We start from the raw sequence: 24,203 nt of genomic DNA, 5'->3' as shown, positions 1-24,203 counted from the left end.
ATTCCTGCCTTCGCAGGAATGACGAAGCGTATTTGTGCTTATGTCACCGTGTACCTTCCCCACCCACAAATGCGTCCAGCGCGGCGCAGTGCCGCGCGATCGCGTCGGCCGGCAGGAACGACCCGGTCAGGCTGTTGCGCGCCAGCGTGGCCAGATCGGCGCGTGACAGTCCGCGCGCCGCCGCCACCGCGTGGTAATTGTCCGCCACATACCCGCCGAAATAGGCCGGATCATCAGAACTGATCGTCGCGCGCAGCCCCAGCGCCAGCATCCGGTCGATCGGATGCGCATCCAGCGATGCCACCACGCACAGTTTCAGGTTGGACAGCGGGCACACCGTCAGCGTCATGCCCATGTTCACCAGCCGATCCACCAGTCCTGCGTCTTCCAGCGATCGGTTGCCATGATCGATGCGATCGACGTGCAGCACATCCAGCGCCCCGGTCACGTATTCCGGCGGACCTTCCTCCCCGGCATGCGCGACCAGCCGCAAACCGCGCGCGCGCGCGGCGGCGAACACCCGGGCAAACTTTTCAGGCGGGTGGCCCAGTTCGGATGAATCGAGGCCCACGGCGGTGATCCGGTCCAGCCACGGTTCCGCCTCATGCAGGGCGGCAAAGGCGTCCGCCTCGGTCAGGTGACGCAGGAAACACAGGATCAAACAGCTGGTCAGGCCCCACTGCGCCTCTGCCTGCGCCATGGCCGACAGCAGCCCGGCCATCACTTCGGACATTGGCACCCCGCGCGCAGTGTGCGTCTGCGGGTCGAACATGATCTCTGCATGCACCACGCCATCGGCCGCGGCGCGGGTGAAATAGGCCATGGCAAGATCGTGAAAATCCGCCGCGGTCAGCAGCACCGCCGCGCCAGCGTAATAGATATCGAGAAAATCCTGCAAATTCCCAAACGCATAGGCCGCGCGCAGTGCATCGACATCGGCATACGGCAACGCCAGCCCGTTGCGCCGGGCCAGCGCAAACATCAGCTCCGGCTCCAGGCTGCCTTCGATATGCAGGTGCAGCTCGGCCTTGGGCAGGGCGGTGATGAATTGGTCGAGATCGGTCATCGCAGCATTATGCCTGCGGGCACCGGATCAATCCACCGCAATGTGGTGCCGGCTTTACGCGTTCTTAACGCGCCCCCCCGGCTTTGCCGTGGAACCTTAACGGCACATCGGCCCACAGCGCATCCGGGTGGCGGCCTTTCACGGCCCGCCATCACCCTTTTGCAATCGAGGTGCCTTGTGACCGATCTTGCGTGGCTGGCGGTGCTGGCCGGCCTGACTTTCCTGACCCTGGGGTTCGTTCGCCTGTGCGACGTTTCGTGATGGAGGGCCAACAGCCATGACCCCCCCGCTCATCCTGGCCGGCGTGACCGCGCTTGGCCTGCTTGGCTATCTCATCGTCGCGCTGCTGCGGCCTGAAAAATTCTGATATGAAAAAGGAACCTGTCCGATGACTGCGGGCATGACACTTTCCGGCTGGGCGCTGATCCTGGTCTTTGTTGCGGCCTGCTTTGCGATGGCCAAACCGGTCGGGCTCTGGCTGTTTGCGCTGTACGAAGGGCGCGATACCGTGCTGACTCGCGTGCTGGGCCCGGTCGAACGCGGGTTTTACCGCCTGTCCGGCGTCGATCCCCAGCGCGAACAGACCTGGCGCCAATATGCGCTGGCGATGCTGCTGTTTCAGGTGGTGACCGCGCTGGCCACCTTTGCCGTGTTGCGGTTGCAGGGCGTGCTGCCGATGAACCCGCGCGCGCTGCCCGGGCTGTCGTCCGATCTGGCGATGAGCACCGCGATCAGCTTTGTCACCAACACCAACTGGCAGGCCTATGCGGGGGAATCGACGCTGTCGAACCTGTCGCAGATGCTGGCGCTGGTGCCGCACAATTTCCTGTCCGCGGCCAGCGGCATTGCCGTGGCGTTTGCGCTGTTTCGGGGCTTTGCGCGGCGGCAGACGCCGTTTGTGGGCAATTTCTGGGCCGATATGACGCGCGTCATGCTCTATCTGCTGTTGCCGATCTCGCTGGTCTATGCTGGGGCGCTGGTCGCCGGCGGTGTGCCGCAGACCTTTGCCAGCAGCGTGGATGCCACCACTGTCGAAGGCGCGCACCAGACACTGGTGCTGGGGCCGATCGCGAGTCAGGAGGCGATCAAGATGCTGGGCACCAACGGTGGCGGATTTTTCAACGTCAATTCCGCGCATCCCTATGAAAACCCCACCGCGCTGATCAATCTGCTGCAAATGCTGTCGATCTTTGCGATCGGCGTCGGGCTCACCTGGTGCTTTGGCAAGGCGGTGGGCGATACCCGCCAGGGTTGGGCGGTGTTGACGGCGATGATGGTGCTGTTCGTCGCCGGGGTCAGCGTCGTCTATTGGCAAGAGGCGGGCGGCAATCCGCTGCTGCACCACATCGGCCTGCCCGGCCCGAATATGGAGGGCAAGGAGGTGCGCTTTGGCGCGGCCGCCAGCGCGCTGTTCGCCACCATTACCACCGCGGCCAGTTGCGGCGCGGTCAATGCCATGCACGACAGTTTCATGCCGCTGGGTGGCCTGATCCCGCTGTTCAACATCGAACTGGGTGAAATCGTCGTCGGCGGGGTTGGTTCGGGCATCTATGGCTTTTTGCTGTTCGCGCTGCTGGCGGTGTTTATCGCCGGGCTGATGGTCGGCCGCACGCCCGAATATGTCGGCAAAAAGATCGAAGGGCGCGAGGTAAAGCTGGCGGTGCTGGCGATTGTCGTGCTGCCGCTGTGCATCCTGGGCGGCACCGCGCTGTCCAGCGTGCTGGCGGCGGGCCTAGCCGGGCCGCTCAACAAGGGCCCGCACGGGTTTTCCGAAATCCTGTACGCCTTCACCTCCGCCACCGGCAACAATGGTTCGGCGTTTGGCGGGATCAGCGCGAACACGCCGTATTACAACGGGGCGCTGGCGGTGGCGATGTGGATCGGGCGCTTTTTCATGATGGTGCCGGTGCTGGCGATCGCCGGATCACTCGCCCAGAAAAAGCACACGCCGGAATCCGCCGGATCGTTCCCCACCACCGGGCCGCTGTGGATCGGTCTGCTGATCGCGGTGATCCTGATTGTCGGCGGCCTGACCTTTCTGCCCGCGCTCGCGCTTGGCCCCATTGCCGAACACATGGCGATGCTGGCCGGCACCACGTTCTAGAGCGCTTTTGGCTCCGATTGCATCGGAGCAGCGCTCTAGATTCTTGTTTTGCCGCATTTTTCGAATCGGCAGGTTCCACCAGCCTCGAAAATGCTCTGAAAGGGATCAGACTTTCATGTCCTCCACCACACCCACATCGATGTTCGCGCCCGCGCTGGTGTTTCCCGCCATGGGTGAAGCGGTGCGCAAGCTTCATCCGCGCGATCTGATCCGCAACCCGGTGATGTTTACCACCGCCGTGGTCGCCACCCTGCTGACCGTGCTGCTGTTCGTCGGCAACAGCGGCCTGGCCATCAGCTTTCAACTGCAGCTGATCGTCTGGCTGTGGCTGACCGTGCTGTTCGGCACCTTTGCAGAGGCGCTGGCCGAAGGGCGCGGCCGCGCCCAGGCCGCCAGCCTGCGCGCATCGCGCAGCGAACTGGCCGGCAAACGGCTGAAAGGATCGGGCGATGGCTTTGAACTCGTGCCCGCCAGCAAGCTGGCGCGCGGTGATGAAGTGCTGGTGGAAACCGGCGATCTGATCCCCGCCGACGGCGAAGTGGTGTTCGGCGTGGCATCGGTGAACGAAGCCGCGATCACCGGCGAATCCGCCCCCGTCATCCGTGAGGCCGGCGGTGACCGCAGCGCGGTGACCGCCGGCACCCGCGTGGTGTCAGACTTTGTGCGTGTGCGTGTGACGCAGGAACCGGGTCAGGGCTTTCTCGACCGCATGATCGCGCTGGTCGAAGGGGCGCAGCGGCAGAAAACCCCCAACGAAATCGCGCTGACAATCCTGCTGGTGGGGCTGACAATTATCTTTCTGGTCGCAGTATCGACCGTGCCCGCGTTTGCCGGCTATGCCGGTGGCGGGATTGCGGTGGCGGTGCTGGCCGCGCTGCTGATCACGCTGATCCCGACCACCATCGCCGCGCTGCTGTCGGCCATCGGCATTGCCGGGATGGACCGGCTGGTGCGGTTCAACGTGCTGGCCAAATCGGGCCGCGCGGTGGAGGCCGCCGGCGATATCGATGTGCTGCTGCTCGACAAGACCGGCACGATCACCGTGGGCGACCGCGCCGCATCGGAATTCCGCCCCTTGGCAGGCGTCGCCATGGCCGAACTGGCCAGTGCCGCATTGTATGGCAGCCTGGCCGATGAAACCCCCGAAGGCCGCAGCGTGGTCATCCTGGCCCGCGAACGCCATGGCCTGTCTGCCGAAATGCCCGCCGGGGCAGAGGTGATCCCGTTCACCGCACAGACGCGTTTGTCGGGGCTGAAAACCGGCGACCGCCTGATCCAGAAGGGCGCGATCGATTCCATCATCCGCGCCAATCCGCAGGCCAGCGACGCAGCCCGGGCTGAACTGGTGCGCAATTCCGATGAAATCGCGCGGTTGGGCCAAACCCCGCTGGGCGTATCGGAAAACGGCCGGCTGCTGGGCGTGATCGCGCTGAAAGACGTGATCAAGGCCGGGGTGCGCGAAAGGTTCCTGGAACTGCGCCGCATGGGCATCCGCACGGTGATGATCACCGGCGACAACCCGCTGACCGCCGCGGCGATCGCGGCCGAGGCCGGGGTCGATGATTTCCTGGCCGAGGCCACGCCCGAAGACAAACTGGCGCTGATCCGCAAGGAACAGCAGGGCGGCCGGCTGGTGGCGATGTGCGGCGATGGCACCAACGATGCCCCGGCGCTGGCGCAGGCCGATGTTGGCGTGGCGATGAACACCGGCACCCAGGCCGCGCGTGAGGCGGGCAACATGGTCGATCTTGACAGCGACCCGACCAAGCTGATCGAAATCGTGGGTCTGGGCAAACAGCTGCTGATGACGCGCGGCGCGCTCACCACGTTTTCGGTGGCCAACGACGTCGCCAAATATTTCGCGATCATCCCGGCGATGTTCGTGGTGCTGTACCCCGGCCTGCGCGCGCTCAACGTGATGCACCTGGCCAGCCCGCAAAGCGCGATCCTGTCGGCGATCATCTTCAACGCGCTGATCATCCCGGTGCTGGTGCCGCTGGCGCTGAAGGGCGTGGCCTATCGCCCCGCAGGTGCCGGCGCGCTGCTGGCGCGCAACCTGGCCGTCTATGGCGTGGGCGGGCTGATTGCCCCGTTCATCGGCATCAAGGCGATCGATCTGGCCGTTTCCGCGCTCCATCTTGCCTGAATCAAGGGACATTTTGCCATGTTAAATGATATTACCCAGGCCGCGCGTCCGGCCATCGTGCTGACCGTGCTGATGTTCGCGCTGACCGGCCTGGCCTATCCGGCGGTGATCACCGGGCTGGCGCAAGTCATCGCCCCCGATCAGGCCAATGGGTCACTGGTAACGCGCCATGGCCAGGTGATCGGTTCCACCCTGATCGCCCAGGGGTTTTCCGGGGACCGCTATTTCCACCCGCGCCCGTCGGCCGCCGGCAAGGGGTATGATCCCACCGCGTCAAGCGGATCGAACCTGGGCCCGACGGCAAAACCGCTGATCGACCGGGTGACCGCCGATGTGCGCGCCAATCCCGGCGCCCCCGCCGACATGCTGACCACATCGGGGTCGGGGCTGGACCCTGACGTGACCCCGCAATCCGCGCAGTGGCAGGTGACACGCGTGGCCGCCGCGCGCCACCTGGCGCCGGCAGCGGTGGCCGCACTGGTCGATCACGCGACAGTCATGCCGTTGCTGGGCTTTATCGGCGAACCCCATGTCAATGTGCTGCAGCTGAATCTCGCGCTCGACAATTTGCCGGCGTCTGGCACACACACCGCACCATGAACGACGCCGCCCGTCCCGATCCCGATGCCCTGTTGCGCACACTCGCGCTGGGCACCGGATCGGCCGGCCACGCCGGGCGCGGGCGGCTGAAAGTGTTTCTGGGCGCGGCGCCTGGCGTTGGCAAAACCTGCGAAATGCTCGACAGCGCCGCCGGCCGCCGCACAGCCGGCGTCGATGTGGTGATCGGCCTGGTGGAAACCCACAACCGTGCCGAAACGGTCGCGCGCACCACGGGTTTCGAAATTATCCCGCGCAAGGTGATCGACCACAACGGCCGCAGCCTGGAAGAAATGGATATCGATGCCGTGCTGGCGCGCAAACCCGCGCTGGTGCTGGTCGATGAACTGGCACACACCAATGCCCCCGGCAGCCGCCACGACAAACGCTATCAGGATGTCGAAGAAATCCTGAACGCCGGGATCGACGTCTATTCCACGCTCAACATCCAGCATCTGGAAAGCCTGAACGATGTCGTCGCCTCGTTCACCCGCGTCCGCGTGCGCGAAACCCTGCCCGATCGCGTGCTGGAATCCGCCGAAATCGCGGTGGTTGATCTGCCGCCCGATGAACTGATCGAACGGCTGCGTGACGGCAAAGTCTATGTTCCCGAAGAGGCCAGCCGCGCGCTGGCGCATTTTTTCTCAAAATCAAACCTTTCGGCCCTGCGTGAACTGGCGCTGCGCCGCGCGGCGCAGGCGATCGATGCGCAAATGCTCGACCATGTGCGCGCGCATGCGCTGGGCGGCAAATGGGCCGCGGGCGAACGGCTGGTGGTGGCGGTTTCCGAACACCCGGGCGCGGCCGGGCTGGTGCGTAGCGCCAAACGCATGGCCGATGCGCTGGGCGCGCCGTGGACCGCGCTGCATGTCGAAACCGTGCGCGACCTGGGCCTGGCCGATCGCGATGCGCGCGCGCTGGCCACCACGCTGGAACTGGCGCAGCACCTGGGCGCGCAGACCGCGTCGATCCCCGCCGAAACGATACCTGAAGGGCTGACGACATTTCTGGACCAATCGCGCGCGACGCAGCTGATCCTGGGCAAGGCCAGCCGGTCGCGCTGGCACGAATGGCGCCATGGATCGGTGGTCGATCACATGGTGCGGCACACATCGGGTGTGGCGGTCCATGTGCTGACGCTGGACGACGCCGGCACCGACAGCAAGACGGACCGGCCGCATGCGGGCAAGGCCACCCGGCCGGTGGCCGGCCGCTGGGGCACGCCGGCGGGCTATGCCATCGCGCTGGCGTTGGTGACGCTGGTCACGCTGGTCGGGTATTCGATCGCGGCGCTGGGCAATGTGACCAATGTCGCGCTGTTGTATCTGCTGCCGGTGCTGGTCGCGGCCACCCGCCATGGCCTGCGCACCGGGCTGGTGACAGGCCTTGCCAGTTCGCTGGCCTACAATTTCTTTTTCATCCCGCCGCTCTACACCTTTACCATCACCGATCCGCAAAACCTGATCACGGTGATGGTGCTGCTGGGGATTGCCGTGCTGGTCAGCCAGATGGCATCGCGGGTGCGCGATCATGCGCTGCTGGCGCGGCGCAGCGCGGCGCAAAACAGCGCGCTGGCCGGGTTTGCCCGCCACCTGACCGCGATCACCACCGACGCGGAGCTGGGCCAGGTGCTGTGCGCCGAAGTCGCGCGGATGATCGATGTGCGCGCGGTGCTGATGCTGCCCGAAGACGCCAATCTGGTGGTGCGCGCGGCGATCCCGCCCGAAGACCGCATGGACACGCTGGAATACGCCGCTGCACGCTGGGCGGTGGACCACAACCGCCGCGCCGGGCGCGGGTCCGACACGCTGACCGCGTGCGAATGGCTGTTTTCGCCGATCAACGGTGGCGGCCGCGTACTGGGGGTGCTGGGCATTGCGCGCGATGACACCGCCGCGCCGCTGCGCACCGATCAAATGCCGCTGCTGTCCAGCCTGCTTGATCAGGCCGGCCTGGCGCTCGAACGCATCACGCTGGAACGTGAAATGGCCAGCGTGGGCAAATTGCGCGAACAAGACCGGCTGCGCACCGCGCTGCTGTCATCGGTCAGCCACGATCTGCGCACGCCACTCACCGCGATCATCGGCAATCTGGATGCGATCACGCCGGTCGATGCGGTACAGGCCGGCCAGCTGGCCAGCGCGCAGGCAGAGGCGATGCGGCTGCGTGGCTTTGTGGCCAATCTGCTCGACATGGCGCGGATAGAGGCCGGCGCGCTGATCCGCAGCAGCGAACCGGTTGATCTGGCCGATGCCATCGCCAGCGCCGCGCACGATCTGCGCCGGCTGCTGATCGCCAATCCGATCGACATGGCGGTGTCGCCCGATTTGCCGTTCGTGCTGGTCGATGCGCAACTGTTTCACCAATGCCTGATCAATCTGATCGACAATGCGGCGAAATACGGCGATCCCGGCACCCCGATCACCATCGCCGCACGGCGCGATCCGGGCCACCTGGCGCTGATGGTGATGGACCACGGGCCCGGGCTGCCGGCCGGAGACGAAACCAAAGTGTTTGAAAACTTTGCCCGCATCGCCGGGTCCGACCGCAAGCACGGCACCGGACTGGGGCTGGCCATCGTGCGCGGATTTTGCGCCGCGATGGGCCTGACCGTGACCGCCAGCAACCGCACCGACCTGCCCGATGGCCAGACCGGCGCCTGTTTCACCATCCATTTCGATGAAACCCATCTGCGCGTCATGGATGCAGGGGATGCGGCGTGACCCAGCTGCGCGTGCTGGTGGTGGAGGATGACGCGGCGATCCGACGGCTGTTGCTGGCCGCACTCACCCGCGCCGGCTATGACGTGATCCAGGCCACCGATGCGCGCGCCGCACTGGCCGCGCTGGCGATCGACAAGCCCGATGCGGTGCTGCTCGATCTGGGCCTGCCCGATCGCGACGGGCTGGAACTGGTGCCGCTGATCAAGGCGGCGGGACCCGCGCTGATCGTGGTGTCGGCACGTGGCGAAACCGATCAAAAGGTTGCCGCGCTGGACCTGGGCGCCGATGATTACCTGACCAAACCGTTCGACAGCGAGGAACTGCACGCACGGCTGCGTACCGCACTGCGCCACCGCCGGCACGCGACCACCACCACCGACACGGTCGCACTGGGCGATGTCACCATCGATCTGGCCAAACGGCTGGTGTTCCGCGCCGGCGCCGAAGTGCACCTGACGCCAAAGGAATACGCCATGCTGGCCGAACTGGCGCGCTATCCCGGCCGGGTAATCACCCATGCGCACCTGTTGCGCGCCGTCTGGGGCCCTGGCCACGAATACGATGTGGAATATTTGCGCGTCGCCGCACGCGGTATCCGTCGAAAGCTGGAGGCCGACCCCGCCACACCCCACTTGCTGCGCAACGAACCGGGGGTTGGATACAGGTTGGTCGGATGATCGATCCGACAAGTAAGGCGCGCAAATATTAGTCCAAATCGGATGAAAAACATGTCCGAAATTTAATGAATATCTTGGTTCGGGCCATTGTGATGGCAATTACCCGCGTACAATAATTGCAATTGCACGGTGCGCACGTCCGGCGCCGTGCAAACAACCCTCTTGCACAGCCGTTTTTTGCAATTGGTCTTTTCCAATCAAAATGGCGCGGGATATTTTCAGGTTTTTTTGATCGTTTGACGCAAGACCGGTTGAAAGGTTGAAAACCTTTGCTTATCCCCGGTCCCGGAATGGTTGGATAACACCTGGGGGTCAAATGCGTAAATTGTGGAATGGTGCGGTGCTGTTGGCGTCGTTGGCGATCGCTGTCCCCGCTATGGCGACGGAAACCACCCCGGAACAGGTGGTTGTGCCCACTCCGCCGGCGGGCAAGGCCGAAGTGGTGTTTTTCCGCAAGGCGGGCTTTGCCGGATCGGCCATCAGCTGTGCGCCGTCGGAAAATGGCACAAAGATCAGTTCGTTGCCCCCGGGGCGGTTTGCCATTCTGGTCGCTGAACCTGGCCCGCACACCTATGCCGGTGGCAGCAACGTCAAGGACGGCGTGGCGCTCAATCTGAAACCGGGGTCGATCACCTATGTCCAATGCAACATCCGCGTCGGGTTCTGGGCAGGCATGCCGGTGTTCGATATCGCGCACGATGATGATTTTTCGACCAAGTTGTGGAAATCATTGACCAAGGAACAGTTGGGTCCCAACATCCTGACCGACGAACAGATCAAGACTGCGCTGGCCGCGCAGGCCGCACAACCGGCGGTTACGCCCGCGGCAGCACCAGTGGCGACACCCGCCCCGGCGACCGAACCAACCGTGGCAGCACCGGCAACCACCGCCGCACCGGCAATGCCCGCTGCCACCGCAACCCCGCCAGCGCATTGATTGCCGATGGTTCCGCCGGGTCCGATGCAACGGGCCCGGCGGAAACGCGCGGCATTCGCGATCAGCATGCCGCCGGGCGATAATCGCGCACCAGATCGGCAAACCCGCGCAGCGCGATCTGTTTGATCATCCCCATCTGGCCGGTGAACGGTTTGCCATGGCCGGCGAACACGGTTGACCCTTCCATCGCGAACGAAATGAACAGCGCCAGCGTTTCGCATATGCCACGCGCCAGATCGGGGCGCATGTCGGCGATGATATCGTTCAGCGGGGCGCGCGCGCGGGCATACAATTCGTGCATGCGGTCGTGGACAAACGCATCATGGTTCGACAGTGCCCACAATTCGGGGAACAGCCGGGTGGTTTTCAACGCCGGGATATCATCCAGCACCAGCGTGCAATAGCGTTCCAACCGCTGCGCCGGGGTCAGCCCTTCTTGCCGCAAAAAGGCATCGAATTCGTGTTCATAGGCGGCGGTCACCGCATCCAGCAGCGCGCGCACCAGGTCTTCGCGGGTGGGGTAATGATAGGTCAGATTGCCCAGTTTTATCGCGCAGGCGGCCGCCACCCGGCGCATCGACATCGCGTGCCAGCCTTCATCGATCAGGATCGCCAGCGCAGTGCGCAGGATCATTTCGCGCGTGTCATGCCCCTTGGTATAGCCACTGGTGCGTTCGGGCATAATCAGATCGGGCACTTGCGCCACGGCGGCATCGGTCTGCTGCATCGGTATCCCCAGCGTGATTATCCCGGAGTGCGATAATTGAATTTAGGTCGGTTGACAAGTTTGATCGACTTTGCGCATCCTGTGGCCCAGAGTGCGGCCCGCAACCGGGCCGCGCGCCGATGTCAGGGTGGAGACGCGTTGTGATGCGCCAGGGGCCAACGGGAATTTTCAGGCGGGTTTCAGCCGGGCTGTTGCTGGGGGCCATACCGCTGGCAGCATTGGCTGCGCCTGCCACGCCTGCGCCGCTGCCGGCCGAGCCGATGCCGGCGGTCACCGCCCTGCCAGCGGTCTGGCCAAAAAGCTGGGTGCTGATCAACGATTTCAATTTCAACGCGATCATCGATGGCCGCGTGGTGGTGGTGGATACCGCGTCGGACAACCAGCCGTTAAAGGGGCTGATCCGCAATTCGCAATTCGGCAGTTCGCTGCTGTCGGTGAAGCGCGGCGAAATCCTGACCGCCGAAACATTTTATCCCCGGCTCACCCGCGGTGAACGCACCGATGCCATCACGCTGTGGTCGATGGCCGATCTGCAGCCAAAGGGCGAAGTGGTGCTGCCCGGCGGCAAGCGTCAGCAGTCGGTGACTTATCCGCAGCTGTTCCAGTTCACCAATGGCGAAAAATGGGCGCTCATCGCCAATTTCACCCCGGCGCAATCGGTCAGCGTGGTTGATCTGGATGCGCGCAAGGTGCTGAGCGATATCGACCTGCCCGGCTGTTCCCAGATCTACCCGACCGGCACACGCGGCTTTTCCAGTTTTTGCGCCGATGGATCGCTGTTCAGCGTGGCGCTGGACGACCAGGGCAAGGTGGCCAGCTCCGCCACGATCAAGGCTGTGCAGGATATCGACCACCAGGCGCTGTTCAGCACCCCGGCCTGGGTGGGGCAGACGGCATGGTTTGTCGGCCAGCGCGGGCTGATCCAGGGTTTCGATTTTTCGGCAACAATGCCCAAGGTGATCCCCGGCCCGTTCAGCGTGGGCACCGCCCCCGGCGCCGCGCCCGAATGGCGCCCGGGCGGATGGCAGGTGATCAATTCCGATGCCGCCGGGCACCTGTATATCCTGATGAGCCCCAATGGCCGCGAAGGCAGCCACAAGGATGGCGGCAGCGAAGTGTGGGTGTTTGACCCGGTGAAAAAGGCCCGCATCGCGCGATTCGCGCTGAAAGCGACCTCAACCGCCATCGCCGTAACGCGCGAAGATCATCCGCATTTGGTGGTGGCGCGCGCCGATGGCGTCGTCGATATCTATGATGCGGTGACCGGTGCGTTTGTGCGCACGCTGGGCGCGACACTGGCGTTCAGCCCGATCGTGATCACCCCGGTACCATGATGTTGGCGATTACCCTGTTTCTGGCGGCCGTGCTGGCGCTGTCTGCGGCGCACAAGCTGCAGGCGCCCGACCGCATGATCATGGCGACCGGCCGGCTGGCGGGCGTGACCGGGCCATCGGCGCTGATCCTGACCGTGCTGGCCGGCGCGGTGGAGGCGATTGCCGCGCTGTGCCTGGTGTTGCCGGGTGCGACGGTGATTGGCGCGGCGACGGCGGCAGGCCTGTGGGCGGTCTACGCCGGGGCGCTGTGGCGCCGGCGCGGTGCGGTGCTCGATTGCGGATGCGATCTGGTGGCGCGGCCGCGTGCGGTGGGCACGGCACAGGTTGCGCGGCCGCTGGTCCTGGCCGTGCTGGCGCTGGCCTCCATCGTGGTGCCGCAATTTGTTGTGCAGGATGACGGCATGCTGGCCATCGATGTGCTGGCCGCGTGCGGCGGTCTGGCGCTCTATCTCGCCGCCACGGAAATTCTGGCGATCCCGTATCCCCGGTGGAGGACGTCGTAATGGTAGTGTCGCAAGTTTTGCTGTGGGCGGCCGTAATCGTGCAGGCGCTGCTGATTGCCGCGCTGGCGCGCCAGATCGGCGTGCTGCACGAACGCATCGCCCCAGCGGGCGCGCTGACCCTGCCGCAAAGCGCAAAAGTGGGCGAAGCTGCCACCACCATGACGCTGACCACCACCAGCGGCGCACAGATCGCCATCGGCGGCAAACGCGATGGCCGCAGCCAGCTGCTGTTCTTTGCCTCACCCGATTGCCCGGTGTGCAAATCGTTGTTGCCGGTGGTGCGGTCGGCCGCGCGGGCCGAACAAGGCTGGCTGGATATCGTCATCGCCGGTGATGGCGCAGCGCCCGCCTATGCCCAACTGGCGCGCGCGCACGGCATTGACGATATGCCGATGGTGCTGTCCGAAGCATTGGGCCGCGCGTTCGGCGTATCAAAGCTGCCCTATGCAGTGCTGCTGGACGAGCTGGGGAAAGTCGCGTCAACCGGGCTGGTCAACAGCCGCGAACATCTGGAAAGTCTGTTTGTCGCCAAGGAACACGGGGTCGCGTCGATCCAGGAATTCCTTGCCAAACGCAATGGGGAAGCCTGAGCCATGGCCGGATTGGATACCATCGCCGAACGCCTGACGCGCGGCATCGCGCGCGGCACATCGCGCCGCAGCCTGCTGGCGAAACTGGGCCTGGGGCTGACCGGGGCGGCGGCATTCCCGGTGCTGCCGGTGGCGCGCGCCGCCACCCATCCAGAAGGGCCGGCGCATCAGCCGGTGACATCGGGTAATATTCAGGACCCGGGTGATCGCACATCGTGCGATTACTGGCGCTATTGCGCGATCGACGGGTTTTTGTGCACGTGCTGCGGCGGCGCGGTCAATGCCTGCCCGCCGGGCACCGAAATGAGCCCGATCACATGGATTGGCACGTGCACCAACCCCGCCGACAACCGCGCCTATATCATCAGTTACAACGATTGTTGCGGGACGAGTTCGTGCGGGCAATGCCTGTGCAACCGCAACGAAGGCGACCGCCCGCAAGTGCGCACGCAATCCAACAACGATTACAACTGGTGCCTGGGCACCCAGAGCAGCATCTACAACTGTTCGACAGCGGTCATTGTCGGCGTGGCGCTGGACACCCCGCGATGAAAATCGCGCTGGCGCTGATCGTCCCGGCGCTGATGATGGGCGCAATGGCGTCGGCGCAGGATGCTGCGCCAGTTGCGGCCCCGGACGGCGCATCGCTGTATGGCCGGTGTTCGGCCTGCCATACCGCGACCGGCGCAGGCCTGCCTGGCGCGTTTCCCGCGCTGAACCGCGATGTGCGGGTCATGGCGTCAAAGCCTGCGGGGCGTCGCTATCTGGCGCTGGTGGTCCGGGTCGGGATGATGGGCCCGCTGACGGTCGATGGCGTGGCCTATCGCAACGTGATGCCTGCGCAATCAGGCTTGGATGCGAAGGACATCGCGGCGGTGCTGAACCATATCGGCACACGCATCAGCCACGATGGCCCGCCGTTCAACCTGTTTACCGCTGCCGAAGTCACCGGTTATCTGGCTGATGCCGCCAAAGTCGCCCCGACCGATCTGTCGGCATTGCATGCCACGTTGTCCGCAACGGGCGGCTGACCATGATCGTGCGCCCGGCCCTGCTGATCCCGGCCCTGCTGATCCCGACCCTGCTGATCCCGGCCGCGCTGGCAGGCGCTGCACCGGTTGCTGCCGGTTCACTGCCCGGGGTCAGCGATGATGCACAGGCGCATGTCGATTACATGCTGAAATGCCAGGGCTGCCACCGCCCCGATGGCAGCGGCGATGACCGGTCGAACCCGCCGTTGCGCGGGGTGGTGGCGCGGTTTTTGTCGGTGCCGGGCGGGCGCGAATTTCTGGGCCGGGTGCCGGGCGTGGCGACCACCAATCTGGATGACGCGCGGTTGGCCAATCTGCTCAACTGGACGCTGTACCGGTTTGACACCGCGCACGTACCGGCGCATTTTCGGCCCTACACCCCGGCAGAACTGGGGCAATTGCGGCAAATCCCGCTGCGTCTGGACCGGGTGGAAACGCGGACACGGCTGGTCGCAGGATTTGCGCCCGCACGCTGACAGACCGATAAATGGGGGGCGAACAGGCGATGATGAGCGGGCTTTCGATCGCCCATGGACCGACCGATGTGCCGCTGATCGATCACACGATCGGCGCGGCATTGCGTCGTGCGGCACAGGACTGGGGCGACGGGCTGGCGCTGGTATCGCGGCACCAGAATCTGCGCTGGACCTGGGCCGAACTGGATGCGCAGGTTGACCGCATCGCCACCGGGCTGATCGCGCATGGTGTGGGCCATGGCGACCGGGTGGGCATCTGGGCACCCAATTGTGCCGAATGGGCGGTGATCCAGCATGCCACTGCGCGGATCGGCGCGATCCTGGTCACCATCAACCCGGCCTATCGCACCAGCGAACTGGCCTTTGCGCTGACCAAGGCCGGCTGCTGCGCGCTGGTCACCGCCACTGCGTTCAAGACCAGCGATTACCTGGCAATGCTGCGCGACATCTGGCCCGCGCAGACCCATCAACTACGGCTGGTGGTGACGCTGGGCGATGCGGTGCACGATGGATGCCTGCGCTGGGCAGACCTGGGCATACCCGCCGATCCGGCCGCGATCGCGGCGGCAGAGGCGCGTCTCAACCCGCACGATGCGATCAATATCCAGTTCACCAGCGGCACCACCGGCCTGCCCAAGTGCGCCACGCTGACGCACCACAACATCCTCAACAACGGCTATTTCACCGCGCGCACGCTGAAACTGTCGCCCGCTGACCGCATTTGCGTGCCGGTGCCGCTGTACCATTGTTTCGGTATGGTGCTGGGCAATCTGGCCAGCGTGACCAGCGGCGCGGCGGTGGTCTATCCGTCCGACGCGTTTGACCCTGCTGCCGTGCTGGCGGCGGTGGCGGCAGAGCGCTGCACCGCGCTGTATGGCGTGCCGACGATGTTCATCGCGCTGCTGGGCCATCCGGCGCTGGCGCAGACCGAAATCGGCTCGTTGCGGACCGGGATCATGGCCGGATCAACCTGCCCGATGGTCACCATGCGCGCGGTGATGACCCAACTGGGCATGGATCAGGTGACCATCGGCTATGGCATGACCGAAACCAGCCCGCTGACCACGCAGACCGCCACCGACGATCCGATCGAAGCCCGCGTGGGGTCGGTCGGGCGGGTGCACCCGCATGCAGAGGCGAAGATCGTCGGGCTGGACGGGCAAACGCTGCCGCTGGGCGAACAGGGCGAATATTGCGCACGCGGCTATGCGGTGATGCAGGGGTATTGGGACGATCCGCAGCGCACCGCCGATGCCATCGATGCCGACGGCTGGATGCATTCGGGCGACCTGGCGACGATCGATGCAGACGGCTATGTGCGGATCACCGGGCGGATCAAGGACACCATCATCCGTGGCGGCGAAAACATTTCCCCGCGCGAGATCGAGGAATTCCTGCTCGACCACCCCGATATCGCCGATGCGCAGGTGTTCGGCGTGGCGGATGAGCGTTTTGGCGAAGAAGTATGCGCCTGGATCATCGCCCGCGCCGGGGCCGTGCTCACCCCCGATCACGTGCTGGCGCATTGTCGCGGCCGCATCGCGCACTACAAGGTTCCGCGTCACATTCGCGTGGTCGAAGCGTTCGTGATGACGGTCACCGGCAAGGCGCAAAAGTTCGAGATGCGCAAAATGATGGAGGCTGAACTGAAAGCCCGGACACTCACGCCCTGATCAATGCGCATCCTCCAGGCTGAACCGGTCGGCGTCTTCGTCATAGGCGAACACTTCGGCATAGCGGCCCCACAGTGTGACCGTGCGCAGCGTTTCGTCGGCGTAATCCTCGCTCATATAATCTTCCAGCTCGTCGCGGAAGCGGCGCGCTGGCGCTTCGTGGCTGGCGCGTTCGTCCAACACGCGGCGGATATGCTGCACCAGCGGCACGTGTTGCGCCAATGCCTGCGCAAACAGCGCCTTGCGCTGGTCAACGTCGCCCTGGGCATAGCGCCGCGCCACCGGGGTCAGCACCAGTTCCGCCCCGCGAAATTCGGCAAAGCGCAACAATTGCAGCGTTTCGGCCATCGGGAACAGTTCGTCCGCCTCTAACTGCAGCGAATCCGCCAGTTCCGACATGCTGGCCTTGCCGTCAAACGGCGTGCCATCAACCTCTTCGATCAGGCCGGCGAGTGAATTGGTCGATACGCGCGGCAGCACCATGGCAATGCCGTTGGCGGGCACCAGCCCGTCGCGCATCGGCGCGTTGATTTCGGTGCGCGCGGTCATCCGCGCATAGATATCATCGACCAGCACGCGGAACGCCGGGTCCAGCCGGTCGCGCGGCTGCGGCAGATCGACACGGATTTCGGCGACCACGCGCCCGGGGTTGGAACTGAACACCAGGATGCGGTCGCACATCAGCACCGCTTCTTCGATGTTGTGCGTGACGATCAGAATCGATTTGATCGGCACCCGCGCCTCTGCCCACAGATCGAGCAAGTCGGTGCGCAGCGTTTCGGCGGTCAGCACATCGAGCGCGGAAAAAGGCTCATCCATCAGCAACAGCGACGGATTGACCACCAGCGCGCGCGCCAGCCCGACGCGCTGGCGCATCCCGCCCGACAGTTCTTTGGGATAGGCATTTTCAAACCCGTCGAGCCCGATCAGGTCGATCGCCGCGATCGCGCGGGCACGCGCCTGCGCGGTAGGCACCTTCATCGCCTCCAGCCCCAGTTCGACGTTTTCCAGCACGGTCAGCCAGGGAAACAGCGCAAAGGTCTGGAACACCATCGCCACCGACGGATCGGGCACATCGGGCCCCGGCACCAGTCGTGCCACGCCTTCGCTCGGCCGGATCAGCCCGGCGATCGATCGCAACAGCGTCGATTTGCCCGACCCCGACCGGCCCAGCAGCCCGACGATTTCGCCCTGCGACAGTTCCAGATTGACATCGTCGAGGACCAGATGTTCCTCACCCGTGTAAAAATGGCGCAGGCCCTTGACCTCTACCAGCAGGTGCTTTTCGGCGGGTGCGGCACTGGCCATCATCGGATCATTCCTGCAATCAACGGACAAAACACAATCATGTCAACCGCATGCGGCGTTCGCCATAGGCATACAACGGCCGCCACAACAGCCGGTTGAACCCCAGCACAAACACGCACATCACGCCGATGCCCAGCCCCACGCGGGCATAGTCGCCCGCAGTGGTCGCCTCGGCAATATAGCTGCCCAGGCCGCGCGCGACCAGCTTGTGGTTGCCCCAGCTGGCCACCTCCGCCACGATTGACGCGTTCCACGATCCGCCGCTCGCGGTCAGCGCGCCGGTCACATAATAGGGGAAAATCCCCGGGATCGCGACCTGCCGCCACCATTGCCAGCCGCGCACATGAAACATGTCGGCCGCTTCGCGCAGATCGGTGGGAATGGCGCTGGCCCCGGCGATGACATTGAACAGAATGTACCATTGCGTGCCCAGGATCATCAGCGGTGACAGCCAGATATCGGGCGTCAGATTCCACCGCACGATGCCGATCACCACAAATGGAAACAGCACGTTGGCGGGAAACGCGGCCAGGAACTGCGCCAGCGGCTGCAACCGTTCGGCCCAGGCCGGGCGCAGCCCGATCCACACTCCGATCGGCACCCACAGCGCGCTGGCCAGCACGATCAGCACCAGCACACGGATCATCGTCAGGCACGCCAGCAGCACCGCCGTCACCACATCGTGCCATTCCAGATAGCGCATCACGCTGCGCCCGGTCAGCAGCAGAGCGCCCAGCACCGCCGTGACCACAAACGCCTGCCACAGCCATTCAAACGCCGGGTGGCTGCGCCTGCTATCCACCGCGCGGCGGCGGGCCACGCGCGGTTCGAACGCCAGCAGCAGGCGCCCGATCGCGCCCAGCGGCGCCAGCAGCACCGGCAGCAACCGCGTGCGGCGCAAGATATCGAACACCCACGATTGCGGGCGTTCGGTCGATGCCACCATTTCAAAGCGGAACCGGTCGGCCCAGGCCACGATCGGGCGGAAAAACAGCTGGTCATAGGCCAGGATCACCAGCGCCATCGCGCCCACCGCCTGTGCCACCGCGCGAAAATCCTGCCGTTCGATGGCCACCGCCAGATACGATCCGATACCCGGCAGCGTGACCGTGGTGTTGCCCACCGTGATCGCTTCGGATGCGACGACAAAGAACCAGCCGCCCGACATCGACATCATCGCGTTCCACACCAGCGCCGGGGTGCCATAGGGCAGATCAAGCTTCAGGAACCGGCGGATCGGCGACAGGCCATAGACTTGCGTCGCTTCCTCCAGATCGACCGGGATCGATCGCAGCGACTGATAGAAACTGAACGCCATGTTCCACGCCTGGCTGGTGAAAATGACGAAAATCGATGCCGCCTCTACCCCCAGCACGCTGCCCGGAAACAACCCCATGAAAAACGTGACGGTAAAGGTCAGGAACGCCAGGATCGGCACCGATTGCAGGATGTCGAGCGCGGGCACGATCAATTGCCCGGCGCGGCGGCTGCGCGCGGCCAGCGTCGCCACCACCAGCGTGAACACGGTTGAGGCCAGCAGCGCGGCAAACATCCGCAACACCGTGCGCAGCGCGTAATAGGGCAGATATGATGCGTTCAGCTGCACCGGTTCCAGCCGCAGCGTTGACAGCGGTGCAACCGCGCCCTCGCCCGCGCGAAAAAACAGCACGCCCAGGCCAGCCAGGATGACCAGCGCGATCACGTCTTCGCGGTTGGGCCGGGTCAGCCGCAACATCCGCGAAAACGCCGGCAGCGGGCGCGCGCTGTTGCGATCAGGGCTCATGGCGCATCCGCTTCCTCAATGTCTGCCACCCGCCCCGGTGGCCCTGCTCACACCGCCGCATGCAGCCGAAATCCGAACACGTGCACCGGCCCGCGATCGCGGTTGTAGGCCGGGTTGGCGATCACCTGATAGTCCGCCGTCAACGTCACCCCCGACAGCACGCCCAGCTGGTACCAGCCTTCGCCAATCCATTCGTGGCCCGGGTGCGGCAGACGGCCATCCCCCACCAGCGTGCCCAGACCGCCAAGGTTGAGGAAAATCTGGCGCGTACGGGAAATCCCGTTGGCCAGCGCGACCACGCCCACCTTGTCGGTGGTGCGGCGCCAGGCCGACCCGGCGATCTGCGCGCCGATCGACACGCTGCGGTCGATATCGGTGAAATCATCCGCCTCGGTCACGCCATCGCCGGCGCTGGCGCGGACAAAGACGCCGACTGTCGCGCTCAATTCCTGATCGATCGACAGATACCCACCGCCGTGGCCATTCATGTGCCGCAGCGACGCGTTGTCGGGCATCACGCCGGTGCGGTCATGCGCCGCGATCAGATCGCGCAACAGCGCCAGATTGCCGTGGGTGTAATAGCCGCCCAGCCGGATCGCGCCAGGGTGCCCGTGCAACGACTGGCGGTGTTCAACCTCTCCCACCAGCTGATACTGCTGAAACCCGGTTTCCAGCGAAGGCTGGTTGGGCTGTTTCGACAGGTTGAACAGCCCGCTGCGCACTGTCCACGCGGCGTGATACCATTCCACCGCGCCGCCAAAGGTATAGCCCCAGGCATTCGCCGCATAATCGAATGCACCGGCATCGATCGCCGCCCAGTTGAGGAAATCGGTGCGCGGATCATGCCCGTAACGGTTGGTATCGAACACATCGACCACGCCGAACTTGCCCAGCGTGATCACCAGCCGGTTGGCCGTTTGCGCGCCTGCCAGCTGGTTGGCGCCGGCCGCAACCGGCGCCGCATCCCCGCCCAGATCGATGGTCTGGCGCAGAAACAGCCGCGGCAGTTTGAAATAGGGCGCGCGGCTGCCGACCTTATAGGCCTCTGCACTGGGAAACCCGGCAACGCCCAGCGTGTTTGACAGTCCAAAGCCCTGATCGATTTCGGGGTTGACCCACAGCTCTGCCCCCCGCCACGGTCGCACCCCGGCATAGACCGTGACATCGGCGGTTTCCTTTGCCTGGTGCGGGGTCAGGCTTTGCGCGCCCACATACGGCGAAGGAAAGCCGGGCGTGGCCTGAACGGTAAAGGTGCCCTGCGCATGCACGGCAAATCGCTGCGGCCCGGCTTCGGCAGGTGGTGCGGGCGGGGTATCATCAGCCGCGCGCGCCAGACCGGGCGCCGCGACGGCACACCACAGCGCCAGCGTTACCCGCGCGCGGGCACGCCGACGGTCAAGCGGGGCGGCCGGTTCGCGCAACTCTCGCCCTCGCAGGACGTTTGATCGGAATTGCGCGTCATGGGCAGGTCCGTGATCCCGGTGGTTGCCAGCGCAGGGTGCGTGCGATGGCTGGGGTGAAAGCGCGAAGGCGGTGAAAGGGACGCAGCAGCTTTGCGAAAAAGCCAGCAATCCGGATGGTTTGAACTGCAGAACGATGGAACGGTTTCATGACAATCGCGTGTCACCATGGCGCCGATTCGATCGCCCCGCCCTATACCGCTCGCCGCTGTCCAGCAACCCCGGGCAGACCGTCGCCAGCGGTCGCCGCACCAACCGCATCCGCACCGCGCGCGTGCCCCTTCAGGCAGGTTGAGCAGCCGGCGCCAACCCAGCAAAGGGGATGCCGTTGTTCTTCCCCACTACCCATGGGATGCGCAACATGCATCCCCGGCGCGGGCCGGCGTCCTTCCCCTTCCCTTCGACGCTGATCCGCGCCGGTTTCCACCGCTCCGGCGTAAACCGACGGGCGCCCCCACCCCGTTTGAGGCCACAACGGTTTGTCCACGCCCACATCCCCACCCCACCCGGTCACCCGCGCAGACGCGCTGGCCCGGCTGGATGCGTTTGTGCCACGCGCCGGCGCGGCCTATGCCAGCGGGCGCAACGCCGATCACGGCCCCGGCCATCATGACGCGGTGTCGCGGCTGTCAGCGGCACTGCGCCGGCGCAGCGTGTCCGAAACCGAAGTGCTGGCGCCGGTGCTGGCGCGCCATGGCGCCGCCGCCGACAGCTTTGTCAGCGAGGTGTTCTGGCGCACCTATTTCAAAGGGTGGCTGGAATCGCGCGCTTCGGTCTGGCACGACTGGCTGGGTGCGCTCGACCGCATCGATGCGCGGCTGGTGCACGATGATGAACTGGCGGCGCGGCACCTCGCGGCCATCCGCGGTGAAACCGGCATCGACTGTTTCGACCACTGGATAGGCGAGCTGGCGGCGACCGGCTATCTCCACAACTGGGCGCGCATGCAGGTTGCATCGATCTGGACCTTTACGCTGGGGCTGCCGTGGGAACTGGGCGCGCGGCATTTTCATGACACGCTGATCGATGCCGACCCGGCATCAAACACGCTGTCGTGGCGGTGGGTGGCCGGGCTGCACACCCGCGGCAAAACCTATCTGGCTGATGCCGACCGCATCGCGCGGATGACCGGCGGGCGTTTCTCTCCCGCCGGCCTCGCCACGCGGGCGCTCGTTCCCGACGGCCCTGAACCACCGGCCGCCGCACGCCCGCGCGAACCTTTGGCCGCGCTGGCCGATCTGCCGACGCTGTTGTGGATCACGCCAGAGGATTGTTCGCTGGAAACCGAACCGGCCATCGCGCACCTGCCGATCCGCGCGGTGGTGGTCTGCGATGATCCCGCGCGTAGCGACCGCGCCGCATGTGCCGATCGCGCCGCCACCGATGATGCGCTGGCCCGTGCCGCCGCAAACTGGGGCGTGCCGGCCTTGCGCGTCACCGGGCCGGTGGCGCTGGCCGCGCTGGCGATAGAGGCCGGATGCGGCCAGGTGCTGACAGGGCGCGCTGCGGTCGGCCCGGCGCTCGATAGCGTGATCGCCGCACGCGGGGCATTGCGGCGCGATGGCATTGCGCTTGCCGAACATGTGCGGGTATGGGACCGCAACGCCTGGCCCCACACCACGCGCGGATTTTTCGCCCTGCGCACGCGTATCCCCGAACTGATCGCAGCCGCCGGGCTGAAGCCAAGGAACAGCTGATGACAGGCGATGCGCGCAAGGTTCCCGCCGGACGGCTGGCCCGGCTTGGTGCCTTTGGCCAGCTCGCCGCGGGTGTGGCCGGCGGGGTCGTGGCCGCAGGTGCGCGGCGGCTGGCCGCGGGCGAACGGCCACGCATGGCCGATCTGCTGCTGACCCCGGCCAATGCCGTACGCGTTACCGACCAACTGGCGCGGCTGCGCGGCGCGGCGATGAAGCTGGGGCAGATGATCTCGCTCGACGCGGGCGACTTGCTGCCGCCCGAATTGACGCAGATCCTGGCGCGCCTGCGCGAATCCGGCAGCACCATGCCCCCGGCCCAGCTGGAAAAAGTGCTGACGCAAGCATGGGGACTGGGCTGGCGACGCAAATTCCGCCGGTTTGATGCGCGCCCGCTGGCGGCGGCATCGATCGGCCAGGTCCACCGCGCCGAACTGCCCGACGGCCGCGTGCTGGCGATCAAGGTGCAATACCCGGGCGTGGCGCGCAGCATCGATGCCGATGTCGACAATGTCGCCACGCTGTTGAAGGTTTCCGGCCTGCTGCCCGCCGGGCTGGACATCGCCCCGCTGCTGGCCGAGGCCAAACTGCAATTGCACGAAGAGGCGGACTATCTGCGCGAAGCGGCGCAGATGACCCGCTATGCCGATTTGCTGGCTGATGATGCGCGCTTTGTTGTGCCGCGCCCGCTGCTGGAACTGACCGGGCCCAACGTGCTGGCGATGGATTTCATCGATGCGCGGCCGATCGACCTGCTGGATAGCGCGCCGCAGGGTGTGCGCGACCGCGCGATGCAGGCGTTGCTGGAACTGGTGCTGCGCGAATTGTTCGTGTTCGGCTTTATGCAGACCGATCCCAATTTTGCCAATTACCGCTGGCAACCCGACAGTGGCACGATTGTCGCGCTCGATTTTGGTGCGGCACGCAGCGTGCCGCCACAGGTACAGCAGGGTTATGCCGCGCTGTTGTCGGCGGGGTTTCACGGCGATGCCGCCGGGGTGCGCGCCGCGCTGATCGAGGTCGGCTTTATGTCGGCGGCGCAATTCGAACGCCACGGCCCCGCGCTCGACCGGATCATCGCGGTGATCCTGGAACAGATCGACCGCGCCGACGATTTCGATTTTGCCGATCGCAGTTTTGTCGATCGTATCCGCGCCGAAATCCCCGAAATCGCGCAGGATCGTGCCAGCTGGCATGTGCCCCCGGCCGAGGCGCTGTTTGTGCAGCGCAAGATCAGCGGCACCGTGCTGCTGGCGGTCCGGCTGGCCGCGCACATGCCGCTAAAGGCGATGGTTGCGCCATATGCCGGGCAAGCGGTGGGACACACCGACAACGATTGACCGGTTTGGTTTGTGCGGGCACCTTTCGCCCCAG

The 24,203-nt window shown here is 65.3% G+C and carries 21 protein-coding genes; 16 read left to right on the top strand and 5 right to left on the bottom strand.

Annotation, left to right across the window (positions count from 1 at the left end; translation table 11 throughout):
* Positions 1 to 43: 43 nt before the first annotated feature.
* Positions 44 to 1,066, bottom strand: coding sequence for an adenosine deaminase (locus tag ABWP89_RS15230; RefSeq protein ID WP_353230335.1), 1,023 nt, complete (start codon positions 1,064 to 1,066; stop codon positions 44 to 46).
* 277 nt (positions 1,067 to 1,343) lie between these two features.
* Here ABWP89_RS15230 and kdpF point away from each other — a divergent pair, with 277 nt between their 5' ends.
* The 7 genes from kdpF (at position 1,344) to ABWP89_RS15195 (ending at position 10,250) form a co-directional block, all read left to right on the top strand.
* Positions 1,344 to 1,433, top strand: a complete 90-nt coding sequence (kdpF, locus tag ABWP89_RS15225; protein WP_353230334.1) for a K(+)-transporting ATPase subunit F — start codon at positions 1,344 to 1,346, stop codon at positions 1,431 to 1,433.
* Positions 1,434 to 1,466: 33 nt separating this feature from the next.
* The gene (gene kdpA / locus ABWP89_RS15220) at positions 1,467 to 3,170 is read left to right on the top strand and encodes a potassium-transporting ATPase subunit KdpA (RefSeq protein WP_353230347.1); all 1,704 of its coding nucleotides are present in this window, start codon (positions 1,467 to 1,469) and stop codon (positions 3,168 to 3,170) included.
* 139 nt (positions 3,171 to 3,309) lie between these two features.
* Positions 3,310 to 5,316: a potassium-transporting ATPase subunit KdpB gene (kdpB, locus tag ABWP89_RS15215; protein ID WP_502915303.1), complete on the top strand. Its 2,007-nt coding sequence runs from the start codon at positions 3,310 to 3,312 to the stop codon at positions 5,314 to 5,316.
* A gap of 18 nt (positions 5,317 to 5,334) precedes the next feature.
* Positions 5,335 to 5,916, top strand: a complete 582-nt coding sequence (gene kdpC, locus ABWP89_RS15210) for a potassium-transporting ATPase subunit KdpC (protein ID WP_353230331.1) — start codon at positions 5,335 to 5,337, stop codon at positions 5,914 to 5,916.
* Positions 5,913 to 8,636: a DUF4118 domain-containing protein gene (locus ABWP89_RS15205; protein ID WP_353230330.1), complete on the top strand. Its 2,724-nt coding sequence runs from the start codon at positions 5,913 to 5,915 to the stop codon at positions 8,634 to 8,636. Before kdpC ends, ABWP89_RS15205 begins: the two co-directional genes overlap by 4 nt.
* On the top strand, positions 8,633 to 9,313 hold the full coding sequence (locus tag ABWP89_RS15200) for a response regulator (RefSeq protein ID WP_353230329.1): 681 nt from the start codon (positions 8,633 to 8,635) through the stop codon (positions 9,311 to 9,313). The genes ABWP89_RS15205 and ABWP89_RS15200 overlap by 4 nt, the downstream gene beginning before the upstream one ends.
* 316 nt (positions 9,314 to 9,629) lie before the next feature.
* Positions 9,630 to 10,250, top strand: coding sequence for a hypothetical protein (locus tag ABWP89_RS15195; protein WP_353230328.1), 621 nt, complete (start codon positions 9,630 to 9,632; stop codon positions 10,248 to 10,250).
* A 61-nt stretch (positions 10,251 to 10,311) separates the two neighbouring features.
* On the opposite strand, the gene ABWP89_RS15190 is transcribed toward ABWP89_RS15195, so the two are convergent.
* A complete protein-coding gene (locus tag ABWP89_RS15190) occupies positions 10,312 to 10,977 on the bottom strand; it encodes a TetR/AcrR family transcriptional regulator (RefSeq protein WP_353230327.1) in 666 nt (221 codons plus the stop codon).
* A gap of 143 nt (positions 10,978 to 11,120) precedes the next feature.
* Here ABWP89_RS15190 and ABWP89_RS15185 point away from each other — a divergent pair, with 143 nt between their 5' ends.
* From ABWP89_RS15185 to ABWP89_RS15155, 7 genes are read left to right on the top strand one after another with little or no spacing between them, the layout of a single operon-like run.
* Entirely contained in the window at positions 11,121 to 12,311 is a 1,191-nt protein-coding gene (locus ABWP89_RS15185) for an amine dehydrogenase large subunit (RefSeq protein ID WP_353230326.1), read from the top strand.
* The gene (locus ABWP89_RS15180; protein ID WP_353230325.1) at positions 12,311 to 12,814 is read left to right on the top strand and encodes a MauE/DoxX family redox-associated membrane protein; all 504 of its coding nucleotides are present in this window, start codon (positions 12,311 to 12,313) and stop codon (positions 12,812 to 12,814) included. The genes ABWP89_RS15185 and ABWP89_RS15180 overlap by 1 nt, the downstream gene beginning before the upstream one ends.
* Positions 12,814 to 13,404 (top strand): redoxin family protein, encoded by a 591-nt coding sequence (locus ABWP89_RS15175; protein WP_353230323.1) that lies wholly within the window; start codon positions 12,814 to 12,816, stop codon positions 13,402 to 13,404. Before ABWP89_RS15180 ends, ABWP89_RS15175 begins: the two co-directional genes overlap by 1 nt.
* A 3-nt stretch (positions 13,405 to 13,407) precedes the next feature.
* Positions 13,408 to 13,956: a methylamine dehydrogenase light chain gene (locus ABWP89_RS15170; RefSeq protein WP_353230322.1), complete on the top strand. Its 549-nt coding sequence runs from the start codon at positions 13,408 to 13,410 to the stop codon at positions 13,954 to 13,956.
* Positions 13,953 to 14,435, top strand: a complete 483-nt coding sequence (locus ABWP89_RS15165) for a c-type cytochrome (RefSeq protein ID WP_353230321.1) — start codon at positions 13,953 to 13,955, stop codon at positions 14,433 to 14,435. The genes ABWP89_RS15170 and ABWP89_RS15165 overlap by 4 nt, the downstream gene beginning before the upstream one ends.
* 2 nt (positions 14,436 to 14,437) lie before the next feature.
* A complete protein-coding gene (locus ABWP89_RS15160; RefSeq protein WP_353230320.1) occupies positions 14,438 to 14,911 on the top strand; it encodes a cytochrome C in 474 nt (157 codons plus the stop codon).
* Positions 14,912 to 14,943: 32 nt separating this feature from the next.
* The gene (locus ABWP89_RS15155; protein ID WP_353230346.1) at positions 14,944 to 16,584 is read left to right on the top strand and encodes an AMP-binding protein; all 1,641 of its coding nucleotides are present in this window, start codon (positions 14,944 to 14,946) and stop codon (positions 16,582 to 16,584) included.
* Here ABWP89_RS15155 and ABWP89_RS15150 read toward each other — a convergent pair whose 3' ends face one another.
* The 3 genes from ABWP89_RS15150 to ABWP89_RS15140 are packed head-to-tail and all read right to left on the bottom strand — an operon-like array spanning position 16,585 to position 21,096.
* On the bottom strand, positions 16,585 to 17,892 hold the full coding sequence (locus tag ABWP89_RS15150; RefSeq protein ID WP_353230345.1) for an ABC transporter ATP-binding protein: 1,308 nt from the start codon (positions 17,890 to 17,892) through the stop codon (positions 16,585 to 16,587). It lies immediately after the preceding gene.
* 37 nt (positions 17,893 to 17,929) lie between these two features.
* Positions 17,930 to 19,675 (bottom strand): ABC transporter permease, encoded by a 1,746-nt coding sequence (locus ABWP89_RS15145; protein ID WP_353230319.1) that lies wholly within the window; start codon positions 19,673 to 19,675, stop codon positions 17,930 to 17,932.
* Positions 19,676 to 19,722: 47 nt separating this feature from the next.
* Positions 19,723 to 21,096: a carbohydrate porin gene (locus tag ABWP89_RS15140; RefSeq protein ID WP_353230318.1), complete on the bottom strand. Its 1,374-nt coding sequence runs from the start codon at positions 21,094 to 21,096 to the stop codon at positions 19,723 to 19,725.
* A 518-nt stretch (positions 21,097 to 21,614) separates the two neighbouring features.
* Between ABWP89_RS15140 and ABWP89_RS15135 the strand changes: the two genes are divergently transcribed.
* Complete coding sequence (locus tag ABWP89_RS15135) at positions 21,615 to 22,832, top strand: FAD-binding domain-containing protein (protein ID WP_353230317.1); 1,218 nt, start codon at positions 21,615 to 21,617, stop codon at positions 22,830 to 22,832.
* The gene (locus ABWP89_RS15130) at positions 22,832 to 24,169 is read left to right on the top strand and encodes an ABC1 kinase family protein (RefSeq protein ID WP_353230315.1); all 1,338 of its coding nucleotides are present in this window, start codon (positions 22,832 to 22,834) and stop codon (positions 24,167 to 24,169) included. The genes ABWP89_RS15135 and ABWP89_RS15130 overlap by 1 nt, the downstream gene beginning before the upstream one ends.
* Positions 24,170 to 24,203 lie beyond the last annotated feature (34 nt).

The organism is Novosphingobium sp., assembly GCF_040398825.1.
Classification (GTDB): domain Bacteria; phylum Pseudomonadota; class Alphaproteobacteria; order Sphingomonadales; family Sphingomonadaceae; genus Novosphingobium.
The sequence above is the reverse complement of the archived record's forward strand: the minus strand, read 5'-3'. Positions and strand labels throughout refer to the sequence as shown.